We start from the raw sequence: 16,886 nt of genomic DNA, 5'->3' as shown, positions 1-16,886 counted from the left end.
TCGGTCAGCGGGTGGGTCCGGCAGGCGGTGGTCCCTGCGGCGGACGTCCCGGAGGCGGTCCTTGCCACGGGTGGCCCGGAGGAGGCCCCTGCGGCGGGTATCCAGGAGGCGGACCCTGCTGCGGCGGCGGTCCCTGCGGCGGATATCCCGGCGGCGGTCCCTGCGGTGGCGGTCCCGGAGGCGGCCCCGGAGGCGGCGGGGTGTCGCGCTTCTGCTTGGCCATCGAGCGGAAGCCGAGCACCGCGGCCAGCGCGGCCACGATCCCGAGCAGCACCAACCAGATCCACACCGCGACGCTCGACCCCGAGCCGTCCCCGGAGGGCAGCGGTTGCGACGGGGCGCCGCCGGACTGGCCGGTCTCCGCGGGCGGAACCGGCAGCACGCCCGCCTCCACCAGCAGCAGCGGCGTGGCCATCGCCGCCTGCCCGGTCGCGGCGGCCGGGTCGGCGACCAGCGCGTCGGCGTTGATGCCCAGGTCCGCGTAGTCCTCCTCGCTCGGCAGCTGGGAGGCCTCTGCCGAGAAGTCCGGGGAGACCTCGACCTCGATGTCGGCCGCGTCGAGGTCCACGTCGTAGGCCACGAAGGCCTGCGTCTCCACCCAGCGCGCGCAGGTGTCGACCGGGACGTTCGGGCCGCGGCTGGAGCCGCGCTGCACGTCCCCGTCGCCGCCGTCGGTGAGCCTCCAGCCGAAGCACACGCCGCCGTTGCGCCGCTCGGCCTCGGCGAGCCGGTCGGCGAGCTGCTGCGCCTCGGTCGAGGTGAAGCCCGGGACAGGCGAGCCGACGTAGGTGCCGCCCTCCCGGTAGTAGGTGGTGTCCTCGGTGGAGAACCCGGTCGACCCGGAGTCGCCGAACAGGCTCAGCGGCACCAGCACGAGGACCAGCACGCCGAGCACGACGGCGACGAGGATTCCCTTGATCTTCATTTGCCCGCCCCCGGTCCGCGGCCGCGGAAGCTCTCCCCGTGAGTGCCGATCCAGCCCCAGTAGTGGCCGACGTGGCCGTGGTACCTGCGGTAGGCCTCGTCGACGTCCATCACGTGGATGACGGATCCCCGCTGGCGCGGCTGCACGATCACCGCGTCGTCGGAGTAGCGCAGGTAGACGCCGGAGGCGTCGGTGGTCTGGGACTGCGGGCGCCACTTCCGGGTGATGTCGGCGACCACCCTGGTCACCGGGTCGGGGCTGGTGTAAGCCCGGTTGTCGTCGTCGCCGCGGATGTCCAGGTGCGCCGCGCGGGTGTAGTGGTTGTGCACGTAGCCGCGCGGGCCCGTGCCGGTGGAGAAGATCATCACCAGCGCGATGACCAGCGCGAGAGCGGCGGCCAGCCCGGCCACCAGGAACCAGTACCTGGGTTTCATCGATCAGTCCGCCGTCGGGTAGATGAGCACGTCGTAGCGGCCGAGTTCGGTGCCGGTGCTGGCCTCCCAACCGGCCTCCCCGTAGGCCTCGAAGCTGAGCAGCGAGCCGTCGGACGCCTCGTAGTCGTGGTAGCGAACGGTGCCCCGCTCGTCGAGACCGGTGGTCGCCTCGCTGCGGAACTCGGCCGAACCGGACTCCTCGGAGCTATAGGTGCGGCCCTCGAACTCGATGGTCTTCGGGCCGGGCTCGGGCGCGTCGGCGACCGGGGTCCAGGTGGCCATCTCCAGGTCCGGGTCCTCCTCGACGCTGAGCCACAGCTGGCCGCCCTTGGAGTCGTCGAGCAGGTGCTCGTCCCACTTCCAGCCGCCCTCGTCGAGGCGCAGGCTGCCGCGGACGGTGTAGGTGGTGCCGCGGATCTCGACGATGTCCCCGGCCTTGAGCTCGCGCGGATCGCCGCGCAGCGAGTCCTGGTCAGCGGTGCTGAACGGGTCCTTCGGCGAGTCGGTGCGCGCCGCGCCCGCGGCCTTGCGCGACCGCATCCCCATGACCACGGCGACCACGACGATGATCAGCAGCACGATCACGAGGATCAGCAACCCGTCCAATCCGTTCACCCCAATGCGCCCGTTGCGTCCGAATTCGGCACGAGGGTATCCGCCGTGGATCACCCGTGCGGCCGAAACACCGAAACGTGACCGAGCCCGTCTCGCGCAGAAGTCCCGCCGCGCGGTGCGCGACGGGACTTCTGCGCGGAGGTCGTCCGTTCCGAGCGGCTCCTAGGCCGACAGCAGCTGGGCGCAGCGGATCAGGCCCAGGTGCGAGTAGGCCTGCGGGTGGTTGCCCAGGGAGCGCTCGGCGATCGGGTCGTACTCCTCGGACAGCAGGCCGGTCGGGCCGGCGGTGTCCACGATCTGCTGGAAGAGCTCCTCGGCCTCGGTGCGACGGCCGATGAGCAGGTAGGCCTCGATCAGCCAGGCGGCGCAGAGGTGGAAGCCGCCCTCATCACCGGGCAACCCGTCGTCGCGCCGGTACCGGTACACGGTGGACCCCGAGCGCAGCTCGGCCTCGATCGCGGTCACGGTTGCCTGGAACCGCTCGTCGGCCGGGTCGATCAGCCCGGAGAGCCCCACGTGCAGCGAGGCCGCGTCCAGATCGGACCCCTCGTAGGCGGTGGTGAACGCCTGCACGTCCGGGTGCCAGCCGTTCTTCACCACGTCCTCGGCGATCTGCTCGCGCAGCGTCACCCAGCCGTCCTGGACCTCGCGGCCGTAGGTCTCGGCGATCTTGACGGCGCGGTCCAGCGTCACCCAGCACATCACCTTGGAGTAGACGTGGTGGCGCGGGACGTCGCGCTCCTCCCAGATGCCGTGGTCGGGCTCGAACCAGCGCTGCCCGACGGCCTCGGCCATCGCCTTGACCAGATCCCAGTCGTGGTCGCGGATCGAGCCGGTGGCCGCGGCCAGGTGCGCGATCAGCTCCACGACCGGGCCGAAGACGTCCAGCTGGACCTGCTGGTCGGCGAGGTTGCCCACGCGCACCGGCCGGGAACCGGCGTAGCCGGGCAGGCTGTCGATCACGGCCTCCGGGCCGAGCCCGGTGCCCTGCAACGAGTACAGCGGGTGCAGCCGCTCCGGGCCGGGGATGGACTCCAGCACCCGGTGCAGCCAGTCCAGGAAGGACTCGGCCTCGGTGGTGGATCCCAGCGTGACCAGCGCTTGCGCGGTCATCGCGCCGTCGCGCAACCAGCAGTAGCGGTAGTCCCAGTTGCGCACGCCGCCGATCTCCTCGGGCAACGACGTGGTGGCCGCGGCCATGATGCCGCCGGTGTCGGCGTGGCAGAGCCCGCGCAGGGTCAGCGCGGAGCGGGCCACCAGGTCCCGCTCGACCTCGGGCAGCACGAGCTGGTCCATCCAGTCGGTCCAGTACGACTCGGTCGCCGCGCGGCGGGCCGGCTCGTCGGACGCGGTCAGGTCGTCGGTGCCCGTGCGCAGTTCCAGCACGATCGGCTGGCCCTCGGCCAGCTCCAGCACCGCGCTGGCCGACTCGTGCATCCCGTCGGAGGTGACCTCCCAGGCCACGCCCGGCGAGTGCAGCACCATCGGCTCGGAGGTCCCCTGCACCCGCAGGCCACCGGCCTCCGGGGTGAGCCGCACCGGCACCTGCCCGAACTCCGGCCGGGGCGCGAACTCGACCTCGACGGCGGTGCCGCCGCTGATGGTGCGCACCAGGTCGGTGCGGTGGCTGTCGGTGCCGTGCGCCAGGTAGTCGGTGACCAGCAGCCGCGACCAGCGGGTCTCCACGGTCATCGTGTTCGGCACGTAGCGCTGCCCCAGCGGCAGCGGGCTGCGCTTGTTGCCGTTGCCGCCGCTGTGCGGGCGGACGCTGAAGTGCCCGGCACCGGGGCCGCCGAGCAGGTCGGCGAAGGCCGCTGCCGAGTCCGGGCCCGGGTGGCACATCCAGGTCAGCCGCGCGTCCGGGGTCAGCAGCGCGACGTTGCGCTCGTTGGCCAGCATGGTCAGCCGCTCGATGGGCGGGGCCTGCTCGCCGTAGAGCCAGGTGCGCCGCTCCTCCATCAGGAAGGCCAGCACGGTGGCGACCTCGCCGGTGGTGGGGATGCGGTGGTCGGCCAGGGTCTCCCCCTCGCCGACCTTGATCCCCAGATCGGGGCCGGTCAGCCGGGCGAAGGCCTTCTCGTCGGTGACGTCGTCGCCGACGAAGATCGCGGCGGTCGCACCGACCTGGTGGCGCAGCGCGTCGAGCGCGTTGCCCTTGTCGGTCTGCACCACGGCCAGCTCGATCACCGCCTTGCCCTCGGTGACCTGCACCCCTTCCCACTGGGCCGGCCCGGTGCGCACCGCCTCGAAGACCCGCTCGGCGAGCTCGGGTTCGGCCCGCCGCACGTGCACGGCGACGCTGGCCGGCTTGTTCTCCAGCGTCACGCCGTCCTTGCCGCGCACGATGTCCTGCAGGGCGACCTGCAGCTCGGTGCGCAGCTGGGTGGCCTCGGGGTCGAGTTCGTGCACGAATCCCACGTCGAATTCGGAGCCGTGGCTGCCGACCAGGTACACCTCGGCGGGCAGGCGGGAGAGGGTCGCCAGGTCGCGCAGGGCGCGGCCGGAGATGACCGCGGTCGTGGTGGCGGGCAGGTCGGCCAAGGACCGCAGCGCGTGCACCGATTCGGGCAGCGGTTTGGCCTGGGTCGGGTCAGCCACGATCGGCGCGAGCGTGCCGTCGTAGTCGCAGGCGACCAGAAGTCGAGGTGTCCGCGCGAGCTGCACGATCACGCGGCGCAGCTCGGCAGGCAGGGCTTCGGCGGTCAACGCCATACTCCTTGGAAGAGCGGGTCGGGTCTCATCAGGATCCGGTTCGCCTCCGGCGTTGGGGTGAGTTCAGATGGCGACCGGTGTTGCTCCAGTATCACCGACGCATTGCCCGTCCGTGTTGCGGACCGGTTACTGCCGGCTACTGCTCAGCGAGCGGCGTGCCCAGCGCCTCCAGGAACGACCGCGCCCAGCGGTCGACATCGTGCGTGAGCACTTGCCTACGCAGAGCGCGCATCCTACGGCGGCCCTCGGCCTCGTCGATCTCCAGGGCCGACAGCAGGGCGTCCTTCACACCGTCCAGATTATGCGGGTTCACCAGGAACGCGCTCGTCAGCTCGGCCGCCGCGCCGGCGAACTCGCTGAGCACCAGCGCGCCGCCCAGGTCGAAGCGGCAGGCGACGTACTCCTTGCAGACGAGATTCATCCCATCGCGTACCGGTGTCACGACCATGACGTCGGCCGCCGCGTAGAAGGCGATCAGGTCCTTCCTGTCCACCGAGGTGTGCAGGTAGTGCACGGCGGGGTGGCCGACCCGGCCGAACTCGCCGTTGATCCGGCCGACCTGGCGCTCGATGCCCTCGCGCATCTGCTTGTAGTGCTCGACGCGCTCGCGGCTGGGCGTGGCGATCTGGATCATCGCCACGTCCTCCGGCTTGATCTTGCCCTCGTCCAGCAGCTCGTGCATGGCCTGCAACCGCACGTCGATGCCCTTGGTGTAGTCGAGCCGGTCCACCCCGAGCAGGATCCGGCGCGGGTTGCCCAGCTGCTCGCGCACCCGCTTGACCCGCTGCTGGATGTCCTTGGTGCGGGCGGTCCTGTCCAGCTCTGCGGAGGCGATGGAGATCGGGAACGCGCCCACCCGCACCGGGCGGTCGCCGACCTGCACCACGCCCGGGCGCGACCGCACGCCCACCTGGCCGCGGCTGGGTTCGAAACCGGCCAGCCTGCGGGCCAGCCAGAGGAAGTTCTGCGCGCCGCCCGGCCGGTGGAATCCGACCAGGTCCGCGCCGAGCAGGCCGCGCACGATCTCGGTCCGCCAGGGCAGCTGCATGAACAGCTCCACCGGCGGGAACGGGATGTGCAGGAAGAAGCCGATGCGCAGGTCGGGGCGCAGCTCGCGCAGCATCGCCGGGACGAGCTGCAGCTGGTAGTCCTGCACCCACACGGTCGCGCCCTCGGCGCTGACCTCGGCGGCCGCCTCGGCGAAGCGCCGGTTGACCCGCTGGTAGGCGTTCCACCACGAGCGGTCGAACACCGGCGGGACCACCACGTCGTGGTACAGCGGCCAGAGCGTGGCGTTGGAGAAGCCCTCGTAGTACTCGGCGAACTCGGCCGCGGACAGCTGGACCGGGTGCAGCTGCATGCCGTCGTCGGTGAACGGCTCCACGTCGACGTCGGCCACGCCCGGCCAGCCGACCCAGGCGCCGCGCCTGGCCCTCAGGAACGGTTCGAGCGCGGTGACCAGCCCGCCGGGGCTGTGCTTCCAGCGCTGGGTGCCGTCCTCGAGCTTCTCCAGATCGACCGGCAACCGGTTGGCGACCACAACGAAATCCGCTCGGTTCGGCACGCTCACCGATCAACCTCCCGACGGGTATCCACCTGTAGTTGCGAGGCTACTCAACCGAACCGCCCCGCGCGTCCTGCGCGGCACGGCGAATTCGCGCGAAGTTGAACGCTCCGTTGCCATTCGGACGCCGCACCACCGGCTCGCCTCGCCCGTTCAGTCCAGCCGGCGCTTGCTCGGGTGCACCGGCCCGGACATCCGCGGGCCGGACATCCGCCGCTCCAGGCGACCGAGCCGGGTGCGCACCGGGGAGGCGAGGTACTCGCCCAGCACCACGCCGGCGCCGAGCGCGAGCCCGGTGGCGATGGCCAGCATCAGCGTGGCCAGGCCCTTGGTGTCGCCCTGCACCGAGAGCTCGAACAGGCCGCGGTAGGTCGACAGGCCGGGCAGCAGCGGCGCGACGCCGGAGACCGCGATGACCAGACCGGGGATCCGCAATCGCCGGGCCACGATGCCGCCGGCGAAGCCCACCACCATGGTCGCCACCGCACCCGCCAGCACGGTGTGCACGGCGAGGCTGACGGTCAGCACCGAGTGCACGCCCGCGGCCACCGCGCCGCCGATTCCCGCGATCACCAGCGGCCGCGGCGGGGCGTAGCTGGCCAGCGCGAAGCAGGCCGAGGTGGACGCCCCGGCCAGGCACTGCACGAGCAAGGTCAGCCCGGCGGCGCCGCTGACCTGCGCGCTGCCCAACGCCCGCACGTCGAGTCCTCTGACCCCCTCCCCGCCGATGCGCAGCGAGATGTAGAGGGCCAGCACGACACCGGCGATCAGCCCGGCCGACATCACCGCGAGCTCGGCGATCCGGCCCGCCGCAGTGACGTTGTAACCGGTGATCGCGTCCTGCATGGAACCGACCACGGTCATCCCGGACAGCAGCACGATGATGGCCGTGGCCACCGCCAGCGACGGGCTGCTCAACCAGCCCAGCGCGTACACGCCCATCGCCACGGTGGTCGCGATCGCCCCGCCCACGGCCTGCTGGAAGAAGAACGGCAGCGCGCGCTTGTTCAGCAACCTGCCGACCCGGTCCACCAGCGCGGTGCTGGCCGCCGCGAACACCGGCAGCCGCCAGTCCTCGCCGCCGCCGAGCAGCACGGCCAGCGAGGCGGCCATGCCCGCCCAGGACAGCGTGGCCACCCAGCGCGGGAACGGGTGCGCGGCGGTGGTGATCCGGTCCAGGTCCGCGTAGGCCTCGGCGGCGGTGATCTCGGCGGCGGTGATCCGCCGCAGCAGCGCCTCGACGTCGGCCAGCCGCGTGTAGTCCACCGAGCGGTTGCGCACCACGCGCAGCGAGGTGATCGGCGGCACCTCGGTCCCCCGGTAGCAGGAGACGGTGATCGACGTGTAGATCACGTCGACCTCGCAGTGCGGCAGACCGTAGGCGTTGACCACGCCGGTGATCGTCGCCGTCACGTCCGAGGCGCCGGCGCCGCTGGCCATCTGCACCTCGCCGATGCGCAGGCCCAGGTCCAGCACCAGGTGCACGGTCGCCTCGTCGGGCAGCGCAGGACCGAAGACGGCGTTGCGCGAGCCGGGGACGATCGTCTCCTCCTGCTCGCGTCGCCGCAGCACACCCCGAGCGCGCCGGGTGATTCCCACCGCGGTCTTTCCTTCCTGCCGCGACCCGCGAGCGGGCCGCCGCCGTGGCTGGTCTTCCTCTCGGGCATCGCCTGTCATGAGCCTGCCGTTGCACTCGACGCGTGTGGCTTCCATCACCGATCGGAGCGCTCGTCGCGAACGCGCTACCGACCTGCTGCGAACGGTGGACGGTGCGCTGATCCGCCCGCCGTCCCGCCGACCAATCATCGGCCAGATCACCCCGGACCGCGCGCACGCAGCAGGCGCTTGTCGGCCTGCCCGGCGAGCCACTTACGATGTCCTGGCACGACGTTGCAGGCCGCTGTAGCTCAGCTGGTAGAGCGCCCGCCTTGTAAGCGGATGGTCAGGGGTTCGAGTCCCCTCAGCGGCTCCGAGTCTACCGGGCTCGAAGCGCGGTCCCGCCAGCGAGAATGCCATGCCCGAGCAGGTCGCACGGCGCCGGCCGGGCGATCGTGGCAGCCCTCCTCCGCCCGGGCGAGAAGACCTCAGTACCGGCGATCGATCACCGAGTTGTTCGAGGCGTACCAGCGGATGTAGCCGTGCTGGAAGTCGTTCCGCCTGCCGCCGGGAACCGAGTACTCCCCGCTGGTCGGGTAGCCCAGGTACGAGCGCTCCCAGCCCAGGGCCGCCCACCGCTCGCGGATCCGGCCGTAGACCTCGTGCGCCCCGGTGCCCGGGCTCCAGTAGATCGAGGACGCCTTGCTGAAGTGGTTGTAGCGGCCGACCCGGTCCGGGGTCGCGGTCTCGTCGGTCGTCGGATAGCCCATCGGACCGGTCTCCCAGCCCAGCCGCCGCCACTCCGCGCGGATCGCGCCCCACACGCCGTGCGCGCCGGTGCTCGGCGTCCAGTAGATCGAGGACGCCTTGCTGAAGTGGTTGAACCGCCCCACCCGATCGGGCGTCGTGGTCTCGTCGGTCGTCGGATAGCCGATCGGGCCGCTCTCCCAGCCCAGCGCGGCCCACCGGGCCCGGATGTCGCCCCACACGCCGTGCGCGCCGGTGTCCGGGGTCCAGTAGACCGAGGCCGGCTTGGCGAAGTGGTTGTAGCGGCCGACGCCGTCGGGCGTCCTGGTCTCGTCGGTCGTCGGCGGGCCGGCGAACGCGTGCCCGCCCAGCTCCAGGAACTTGCCGAGGTTGGCGCCGTGCACCTCGTGCACCCCGGTCTCGACGCTCCAGTACAGCCTGCCGTTCTGGTAGCTGCGGTGGTGCACCGGGCCGTCGACGACCTCGGGGCCGGTCGGCCCGCCCAGCAGCGCGCGCAGCTCCGGCTCGGCGTCGTAGCGCCGCTGGATGGGCGAGACGTACTCGGCGGTGAGGGTGCGGTCGTCGCCGCCCATCGTGATGAACCTGGACCGCTCGGTCGTCCCGTCGACCCATCTCGCGAAGGTCGAACCGCCGTCGGTGGCCGTCTCCGCGGCCAGCACGTCCAGCCGCGCGCCCTCGGTCACCATCGCCGAGCTCGCGCCGCCCTCGGACGGGATCTGCAGCACCGCGGGGACGTTGCTGGTCAGCGTCAGCAGGTGCTCGCGCGGCTCGGCGACGTAGGACCGGGTGGTGGTGACGCCCTCGGCGTCGGTGGCCGCGGCGGTGAACCTCATCCGCGAGTCCGGGTGCGCGGTGAACTCCGCGGCGAGGTCGGGACCGCTCGCGCCGGGCCCGGGGTGGTCGTGGCAGGTGGTCTCCTCCGCGCAGTGCACCACCGAACTGGTCCAGGTCACGTCGAGCGGCCCGTCCTCGGCGTCGGTGGCGCGCGCCGAGAGCGAGATCGGGTCGCCGACGGCGAAGTCCTCCTGCGCGGGCGGGGTCAGATCCAGCTCGGGCGAGTTGTTCGACGGGGCCACGACGAACTCGACGGTGTCCGATGCGGACAGCGGGTCGCGCACGGTCAGCCGCGCGGTGAACCGGTCCGCCCCGGGCGCGTAGGTGTGCGTGGCGCGGACCCCGGTCGCGGTCGCGCCGTCGCCGAAGTCCCACTCGTAGGTGAGGGCGTCGCCGTCGAAGTCGATCGAGCGCGACCCGTCGAAGGTGACGGTGCGCGTGGCGGGGTCGGTCGTGGTCGTCGCCTCGGCCACCGGCGGGTTGTTGGCCGCGGAGTAGCTCAGTCTGCGGAGGGATCCGCTGCGCAGGTCGGCGAACACGACGTCGCCGTTGGGCGCGGCCTCGAACTTGACCGGCCCGCCGATGTCGGTGCCCAGCGGCGGGCTCTGCGGGGGCTGCACCAGCTCGCCCCGCGCGTCGAGCCGCAGGCTCCACAGCTTGTTCTCGCTGTAGTCGCCGAAGAAGTACGCACCGCGGTAGGCCTCCGGGTAGCTCTCCCCCTGGTAGACGATGCCGCCGGTCACGCTGTTGCCCTGATCGACCCCGCTGCCGTGGCGGTACTCCCACACCGGCGGGGTGTTGGCCACGTTGCGGCACTCGGCGCGATCGGCGTACCCGGGCGCCGGGTGCTCGCCCTCCCAGCACGGCCACTTGTAGTTCTGCCCCGGCCGCACGACGTCGACCTCCTCCCAGGCGCCGTAGCCGACGTCGCCGACGATCGGCGTTCCGGTGGAGGGATCCAGGGAGAGCCGGAACGGGCTGCGGAAGCCGTTGGCGTACACGCGGCTGCGCCAGGACGAGGGGTTGGCCGACGAGTAGTGCGGGTTGCTCGCCACCCCGCGACCGTCCGGGCTGATGTGCAGGATCTTGCCCGCCGGGGAGTCGAGGTTGAAGGTCTGGAAGGCGGCGGGGTCGGTGAAGCGGAAGTCGGCCAGGTCGCCGATCGAGACCCACAGCGTTCCGTCCCGGGCGGCGATGATCCCGGTCATCGCGTGCACGTCGGAGAAGCTCCTGGCCTCCAGGATCACGCGCTCGTCGGTGATCCGCGTCGGCTCCGGGCTGCCCTCCACGGTCCAGCGCGCCAGCCGCAGCAGGTGGCCGTCCGCCGCGTCCGGCACGGCGCGCACCAGGTAGATGTGCCGCGAGGTGGCGTAGTCGGGGGCGGCTGCCACGCCGACCAGTCCCAGGTCCTGCGCGGTGTCCACCTGCAGCGAAGCGAGCTGGTTGACCTTCCCCTCGGGCGAGGCCCAGGCGACCTTGCCCTGCTTGCCGGTGCTGATCGTGCTGTTGTCCGGCAGGTGGGTGAAGTCGGTGAGGTCGTAGGCCGCCTGCCCGCTGGGCCGGTCGTTCAGCACGAAACCGGGCGGCAGCGACGGCGCGGCAGCGGCCTCCGGCGGGCTCACCAGCAGCAACGAGGCGGCCATCGCGATCGTGCACAGGAGGGCACCCGCGATCGAGCGCTTCCCGTCGGCGACCATCCCCATCACGCACCCCCAGCTCGGTGCCACCAGTGCAAGGATCGTCCCCCACCCGAGGCCGGAAAAGGGCACTTCGTCCTGAACCGCCCAGCTGGACCGGTTCCGCGGGCCGCGGCCGCCCGGCGCGCCGCAGCGGCCAACCCCGGAATTTGGTACCGGGACCAGCGAAAATGGCTCCGACTTTGGACAACTGCGCTAATCGGGGAGAATTCGCACTCCTGGCACCCCGGCGGTGGACCCGGTCCGCTGGCGCCCTATATGGTCGCGACCGCAAGCTGAACGCGAATTGCTGGGGGCTGCGTGCGAATCGCCGTCGATGATCTCTCCGACCCGGATATCGTCGCGTTCCTGCACGGGCACCTCTCGGAGATGCGGTCGATCTCGCCACCCGGCAGCTCGCACGCGCTGGAGCTCAGCGCGCTCCGCCGACCTGGGGTTACGTTCTGGTCCGCGCGGGAGGACGGAGCCGTCGTCGGCTGCGGGGCGATCAAGGAAATCGACCTCGACCACGCGGAGATCAAATCCATGCGGACCGCGCCTTCCCACCAGAAGCGCGGAATCGCCTCGCAGATCCTGCTGCACATCATCGGCGAGTCGAAGCTCATGGGGTATTCCCGGCTCAGCCTCGAAACGGGATCCGGCGAATTCTTCGAGCCGGCCAGGCGGCTCTACCTCAAGCACGGCTTCTCGTTCTGCGAACCCTTCGCCGAGTACCGGCAGGACCCCAACAGCGCCTTCATGACCCTGGAGCTGCACCCGGACCACCGCTGATCGACCGCACCGGGCGGCAGCGATCCGGCGCGAGCGGCGGCACGGGCACCCGGCGCGGTCCCGAGTCACCAGGCGCCGCAGCCAATTCCGCGAAATTCCACAGATCCCACCCGCGGCCTCCCCGCGATCGGCGGAAACGCGGTTCCGGCAATTCCCAGCGGTTGGCGAGTTGTGCTCAGCCGATGGACCCGCTCGTCGCGGGCGGGGAAGTCTCGATTTCGGTTTCGCTCGCCAAACCGAAGGAGAAGCAACGTGTCGCTCGTCCGCAACCTCACCGGCCTCGCCGCCGGCCTGCTCGTGGCCGGGGCCGTCGCGGCGGCGCCCGCCGCGGCCGCCCCGGCGAGCCCCGACCAGGGCGCCTCCCCGCAGGACGTCTCCCCGACGATCATCGACGGTCGGGAGGTGGACAGCGCGCCGTGGGCGGCGCGCCTGTTCGTCGACGACCAGCAGACCTGCTCGGCCTCGATCATCGCGCCGGAGTGGGTGCTCACCGCGCAGCACTGCGTCGCCGACGCCACCGACGGCAACGGCCTGAGCTTCAACATCGGCGACGTCGACCAGACCAAGGGCGAGCGCGCCAACGCCGTGCCCGGCGAGGTGCACATCCACGACAGCGCCGACCTGGCCCTGGTCAAGATCGACCACGCGGTGCAGACCGAGTACGCCCCGCTGGGCGACCCCGGGGCGGTCAGCACCGGTGACACCGTGCAGACCTACGGCTGGGGCGCGACCTGCACCGACCGGCCCGAGATCGAATGCCAGTCGCAGATCCTCAAGGTCGCCGACGTGACCGTCACCGCCGTCGACGGCGACTGCACCGATTACCGCGGCGGGAAGGCCGTGTGCGCGCAGTACGGCGACGGCATCCCCGCGGGCGGCGACTCCGGCGGGCCGATGTTCGCCGGGGAGGAGCAGGTGGGCGTGGCCTCCACCAGCGACCGGCAGAGCAACACCGCCTACACCAACATCACGCAGTACCGCGACTGGATCTCCTCGCTCGCGGGCGTGTGACGCCTGTTCGCGACCGGTGCTCGAGCGCCGCGACACGCGCGGGCGCACCCGAGGTGGGCAATGCCGCCGATCGGGTGCGCCCGCGCCGCCGTTCCCCCGATCCGGCAGCGCGAGGCGGCAGGAAGATTTCCTGCGCACGCCGCCGCGGATCACCAAATCTTCCGGGGTTTCCGCAGGTCAGGATATGCCGTAAATTGTCCGGCAATTGCGCACATCTGCTTGGTAACACTCCGCTGGAACGCAAATCAACGTTTCTGTAGTGCTTCTCACGTGTAAAATCGAGAATCGCCTGGTAGATGACGCAGGAAAGGCGCGAGTGCCTGACGACCTGCGGATGTTCTGTTAAGTTGGCAAAGCATGACCGGCGACAAACCGAGCCATAACAACGAAGATCGAAATGGCAAGAGCGGTTCAGCCGGGCGGTTGGAGATCGACGCTCCGGTCGTCGCGGACGGCCCTGAGCTCTACCGAATCACCCGCGATTCGGCAGTGCTGGATGTGAACTCGTCCTACGCATATTTGTTGTGGTGCCGCGACTTCGCGCAGACCTCCGCGGTGGCGCGCGTCGACGGCGCGGTCGTGGGGTTCGTGACCGGGTACGTCCGGCCCGACGCCCCGGACACCCTCGTGGTGTGGCAGATCGCCGTCGACGCCTCCCAGCGCGGTGGTGGCGTGGCAGGCCGCCTGCTCGACCACCTGGTCGACCGGGTGCGCCCGCGCGGCGTCCGCTACCTGGAGACGACGATCACCCCGGACAACTCGGCCTCGATCAAGCTGTTCACCGCGCTCGCGCGCAAGCGCGCGGCGAACATCGAGAGCAGCGAGCTGTTCACCGCTGACCTCTTCCCGGACGCGCACCTCGGGGAGGACCTGTACCGCATCGGGCCGTTCGAGCCGGCGGACGTTCCCGCCGAGGCCGCTGCCCGATAGCCCGCCCGCGCACCGATGCGCACCAGAGCTCTCTTCACCTGCGCCGGGGCACACCCGTGCCGACCGGCCGAACGGAGGATTTCGTGAACGACATCTTCGCCACTTACGAGTCCGAGGTCCGCAGCTACAGCCGAACTTGGCCCGCGGTGTTCGACCGCGCCCTCGGCAGCTACCTCTACGACGAGGACGGCACGCCCTACCTGGACTTCTTCGCCGGCGCGGGTGCCCTCAACTACGGGCACAACAACCCGCTGCTGAAGAAGAAGCTCATCGAGTACATCGAGCGCGATGGCGTCACGCACGGCCTGGACCAGGCCACCGTGGCGAAACGCGACTTCCTGGCGACCTTCAACGAGAAGGTGCTGCAGCCGCGCGGCCTGAACTACAAGACCCAGTTCCCCGGCCCGACGGGCACCAACACCGTCGAGTCGGCGCTGAAGCTGGCCCGCAAGATCACCGGCCGCGAGTCGATCATCAGCTTCACCAACGCCTTCCACGGCATGACGCTGGGCTCGCTGTCGGTCACCGGCAACTCGATGAAGCGCGGCGGCGCGGGCATCCCGCTGGTGCACGCCACCCCGATGCCCTACGACGACTACTTCGACGGCCAGGTGCCCGACTTCCTGTACTTCGAGCGGATGCTGGAGGACAGCGGTTCCGGCCTGAACGAGCCCGCGGCGGTCATCGTGGAGACCCTGCAGGGCGAGGGCGGCATCAACTCCTCGCGCCCCGAGTGGCTGCGCGGCCTCTACGACCTCTGCCAGAAGCACGGCATCCTGTTCATCGTCGACGACGTGCAGATGGGCGTGGGCCGCACCGGACCGTTCTTCTCCTTCGAGGAGGCGGGCATCCAGCCGGACATCGTCTGCCTGTCGAAGTCCATCGGCGGCTACGGCATGCCGCTGGCCACCACGCTGATCAAGCCCGAGCACGACGTCTGGGAGCCGGGCGAGCACAACGGCACCTTCCGGGGCAACAGCCCGGCGTTCATCACCGCCGCCGAGGCCTTCCGCCAGTACTGGAGCGACGACGCGCTGGAGCGCTCGACCCTCGCCAAGGGCGAGCGGGTCGGTCAGGTGCTCGCCGAGATCGCCGAGGAGCACGGCGGTGCCATCGCCAAGGGCCGGGGCCTGGCCCGCGGCCTGGGCTTCGAGGACAGCAACGTGGCGGGCAAGGTCTCCAAGGCCGCCTTCGACCGCAAGCTGCTGCTGGAGACCTCCGGGCCCTCCAGCGAGGTCGTCAAGGTCATGCCGCCGCTGACCGTCTCCGACGAGGAGCTGGAGCAGGGTCTGCAGGTCATCCGCGACTCGGTGAAGTCCGTCCTGGCCTGATCCGGCCGCACCCCGGGGGTCGGGAGTGCGAAATCCGCGCGACGCGCGCGATTCGCGCTCCCGGCCCGCGCTGCGTTTGCGGCAAGCTGTACTTCGGGCGTTCCCCGAGGCGCAGTGCACAACGAGGAAGATTCCACTGGAGGAAAACGTGATCGTCCGCCACCTCTCGGAGATCGAGGACACCGAGGCCGACATCAAGACGGAGAACTGGCGCAGCAAGCGCATCATCCTCGCCAAGGAGAAGCTCGGTTTCTCGGTCCACGAGACCACCCTCTACGCGGGCACCGTGAACGACTTCTGGTACGCCAACCACATCGAAGCGGTGTTCATCACCGAGGGTGAGGGCGAAGTCGAGGACAAGGCCACCGGCGAGGTGCACGAGCTCAAGCCCGGCTCCATCTACGTGCTGAACAACGCGGACAAGCACCAGGTCCGCCCGAAGACCGAGATGAAGACCGTGTGCGTGTTCAACCCCCCGGTGACCGGCCGCGAGGTGCACGACGAGAACGGCGTGTACCCGCTGGTCGTCGAGGACTGAGCAACTCCGCTCGCGATGCTTGCTCGACGCCGGTGGCGGGTACTCCTGCGGGTGCCCGCCACCGGCACGTCGGGCATCGTCCCCGCTCGCGGGGGCACGGGCACGACGAGTGCCGCTTCTGGAACGAGGAACCGAGAACTGGCGGCGGTGCCACCCAGGCATCGACCGCTCCGGCGGGAATTCGCTAAGGAGGCACACCCCTATGACCGTCGCTGATCTGCGGACCAAGGACCGCTACCCGTCCCGGGGCGCGACCTCGGAGCTGATCGAGCGAACCGACCCGACCGTCTGGCCCGGCGTGTCCACCGGCCCGGCCACCAGCGAGGAGCTGGCTTCGCACGAGGCCAAGGGCTTCCACGTCGTGGAGGGCCTGCTCTCCCCGGCCGAGGTCCAGACCTACTGGCAGGAGCTGGAGCGGCTCTGCCGCGACCCCGCGGTGCGCGACGACGAGCGCACGATCGTCGAGCGCTCCTCCGACGAGGTCCGCTCCATCTTCGAGGTGCACAAGACCAGCTCGCTGATCGCCGAGCTGGCCCGCGACCCGCGGATCCTGGACCGCGCGCGGCAGGTCCTGGGCTCGGACGTCTACGTGCACCAGAGCCGGATCAACTACATGCCCGGCTACCGCGGCACCGGCTTCTACTGGCACTCGGACTTCGAGACCTGGCACACCGAGGACGGCATGCCCGCGCCGCGCGCGGTGAGCACCTCGATCGCCCTCACGGACAACTACCCGTTCAACGGCGGCCTCATGCTGATGCCCGGCGCGCACCGCACCTACGTCAGCTGCGCGGGCGAAACCCCCGAGGACAACTACAAGTCCTCGCTCAAGGCCCAGGAGGTCGGCGTCCCGCCGGAGGACGAGATCACCGAGCTCGCCTACGAGCACGGGATCGAGCAGTTCACCGGCCCGGCGGGCTCGGCGCTGTGGTTCGACTGCAACTCGATGCACGGTTCGGGCAACAACATCACGCCCTACCCGCGCTCGAACATCTTCCTGGTGTTCAACAGCGTGGAGAACACCCTGGTCGAGCCGTACGCGGCGAAGTCCCCGCGGCCCAGCTACATCGCGTCCAGGGACTTCGAGCCGATCCGCCGCTGACGGAGCCCTCTTTCATCAGAAGTCCCCGCGAGCGTCGCTCCGCTCGCGGGGACTTCTG

The 16,886-nt window shown here is 70.7% G+C and carries 13 protein-coding genes and 1 tRNA gene; 7 read left to right on the top strand and 7 right to left on the bottom strand.

Features of this window, described 5'->3' with window-relative positions:
• Positions 1–4: 4 nt before the first annotated feature.
• The 6 genes from ACFQRI_RS07090 to ACFQRI_RS07065 all read right to left on the bottom strand — a co-directional run bounded on the left by ACFQRI_RS07090 (position 5) and on the right by ACFQRI_RS07065 (position 7,849).
• Positions 5–925, bottom strand: a complete 921-nt coding sequence (locus ACFQRI_RS07090; RefSeq protein WP_380665765.1) for a hypothetical protein — start codon at positions 923–925, stop codon at positions 5–7.
• On the bottom strand, positions 922–1,359 hold the full coding sequence (locus ACFQRI_RS07085; RefSeq protein ID WP_380665763.1) for a DUF4247 domain-containing protein: 438 nt from the start codon (positions 1,357–1,359) through the stop codon (positions 922–924). Before ACFQRI_RS07085 ends, ACFQRI_RS07090 begins: the two co-directional genes overlap by 4 nt.
• 3 nt (positions 1,360–1,362) lie before the next feature.
• Positions 1,363–1,974: a DUF4178 domain-containing protein gene (locus ACFQRI_RS07080; protein WP_380665761.1), complete on the bottom strand. Its 612-nt coding sequence runs from the start codon at positions 1,972–1,974 to the stop codon at positions 1,363–1,365.
• Positions 1,975–2,136: 162 nt separating this feature from the next.
• Positions 2,137–4,686 carry a trehalose-phosphatase gene (otsB, locus tag ACFQRI_RS07075; protein WP_380665759.1) on the bottom strand — a complete coding sequence of 850 codons (2,550 nt, stop codon included), beginning with the start codon at positions 4,684–4,686 and terminating at the stop codon, positions 2,137–2,139.
• A gap of 136 nt (positions 4,687–4,822) precedes the next feature.
• The gene (locus ACFQRI_RS07070) at positions 4,823–6,256 is read right to left on the bottom strand and encodes an alpha,alpha-trehalose-phosphate synthase (UDP-forming) (RefSeq protein ID WP_380665757.1); all 1,434 of its coding nucleotides are present in this window, start codon (positions 6,254–6,256) and stop codon (positions 4,823–4,825) included.
• A gap of 147 nt (positions 6,257–6,403) precedes the next feature.
• Positions 6,404–7,849: a threonine/serine exporter family protein gene (locus tag ACFQRI_RS07065; protein WP_380665755.1), complete on the bottom strand. Its 1,446-nt coding sequence runs from the start codon at positions 7,847–7,849 to the stop codon at positions 6,404–6,406.
• A gap of 297 nt (positions 7,850–8,146) precedes the next feature.
• On the opposite strand from ACFQRI_RS07065, the gene ACFQRI_RS07060 reads away from it, so the two are divergent.
• A tRNA-Thr gene (locus ACFQRI_RS07060) sits at positions 8,147–8,219 on the top strand.
• Between the two features lie 115 nt (positions 8,220–8,334).
• On the opposite strand, the gene ACFQRI_RS07055 is transcribed toward ACFQRI_RS07060, so the two are convergent.
• The gene (locus ACFQRI_RS07055) at positions 8,335–11,091 is read right to left on the bottom strand and encodes a PQQ-dependent sugar dehydrogenase (protein ID WP_380666415.1); all 2,757 of its coding nucleotides are present in this window, start codon (positions 11,089–11,091) and stop codon (positions 8,335–8,337) included.
• A 354-nt stretch (positions 11,092–11,445) separates the two neighbouring features.
• Here ACFQRI_RS07055 and ACFQRI_RS07050 point away from each other — a divergent pair, with 354 nt between their 5' ends.
• From ACFQRI_RS07050 to thpD, 6 genes are all read left to right on the top strand, one after another.
• The gene (locus ACFQRI_RS07050) at positions 11,446–11,916 is read left to right on the top strand and encodes a GNAT family N-acetyltransferase (protein ID WP_380665753.1); all 471 of its coding nucleotides are present in this window, start codon (positions 11,446–11,448) and stop codon (positions 11,914–11,916) included.
• Between the two features lie 252 nt (positions 11,917–12,168).
• Complete coding sequence (locus ACFQRI_RS07045; protein WP_380665751.1) at positions 12,169–12,927, top strand: S1 family peptidase; 759 nt, start codon at positions 12,169–12,171, stop codon at positions 12,925–12,927.
• A 423-nt stretch (positions 12,928–13,350) separates the two neighbouring features.
• Positions 13,351–13,857 (top strand): diaminobutyrate acetyltransferase, encoded by a 507-nt coding sequence (gene ectA, locus ACFQRI_RS07040; protein ID WP_380665749.1) that lies wholly within the window; start codon positions 13,351–13,353, stop codon positions 13,855–13,857.
• Positions 13,858–13,940: 83 nt separating this feature from the next.
• Positions 13,941–15,188: a diaminobutyrate--2-oxoglutarate transaminase gene (ectB, locus tag ACFQRI_RS07035; protein ID WP_380665747.1), complete on the top strand. Its 1,248-nt coding sequence runs from the start codon at positions 13,941–13,943 to the stop codon at positions 15,186–15,188.
• A 148-nt stretch (positions 15,189–15,336) separates the two neighbouring features.
• Entirely contained in the window at positions 15,337–15,726 is a 390-nt protein-coding gene (locus ACFQRI_RS07030; protein ID WP_380665745.1) for an ectoine synthase, read from the top strand.
• A gap of 202 nt (positions 15,727–15,928) precedes the next feature.
• Positions 15,929–16,828: an ectoine hydroxylase gene (thpD, locus tag ACFQRI_RS07025; protein ID WP_380665743.1), complete on the top strand. Its 900-nt coding sequence runs from the start codon at positions 15,929–15,931 to the stop codon at positions 16,826–16,828.
• Positions 16,829–16,886 lie beyond the last annotated feature (58 nt).

It is taken from the genome of Saccharopolyspora griseoalba, from assembly GCF_042665275.1.
Lineage (GTDB): Bacteria > Actinomycetota > Actinomycetes > Mycobacteriales > Pseudonocardiaceae > Saccharopolyspora > Saccharopolyspora griseoalba.
The sequence above is the reverse complement of the archived record's forward strand: the minus strand, read 5'-3'. Positions and strand labels throughout refer to the sequence as shown.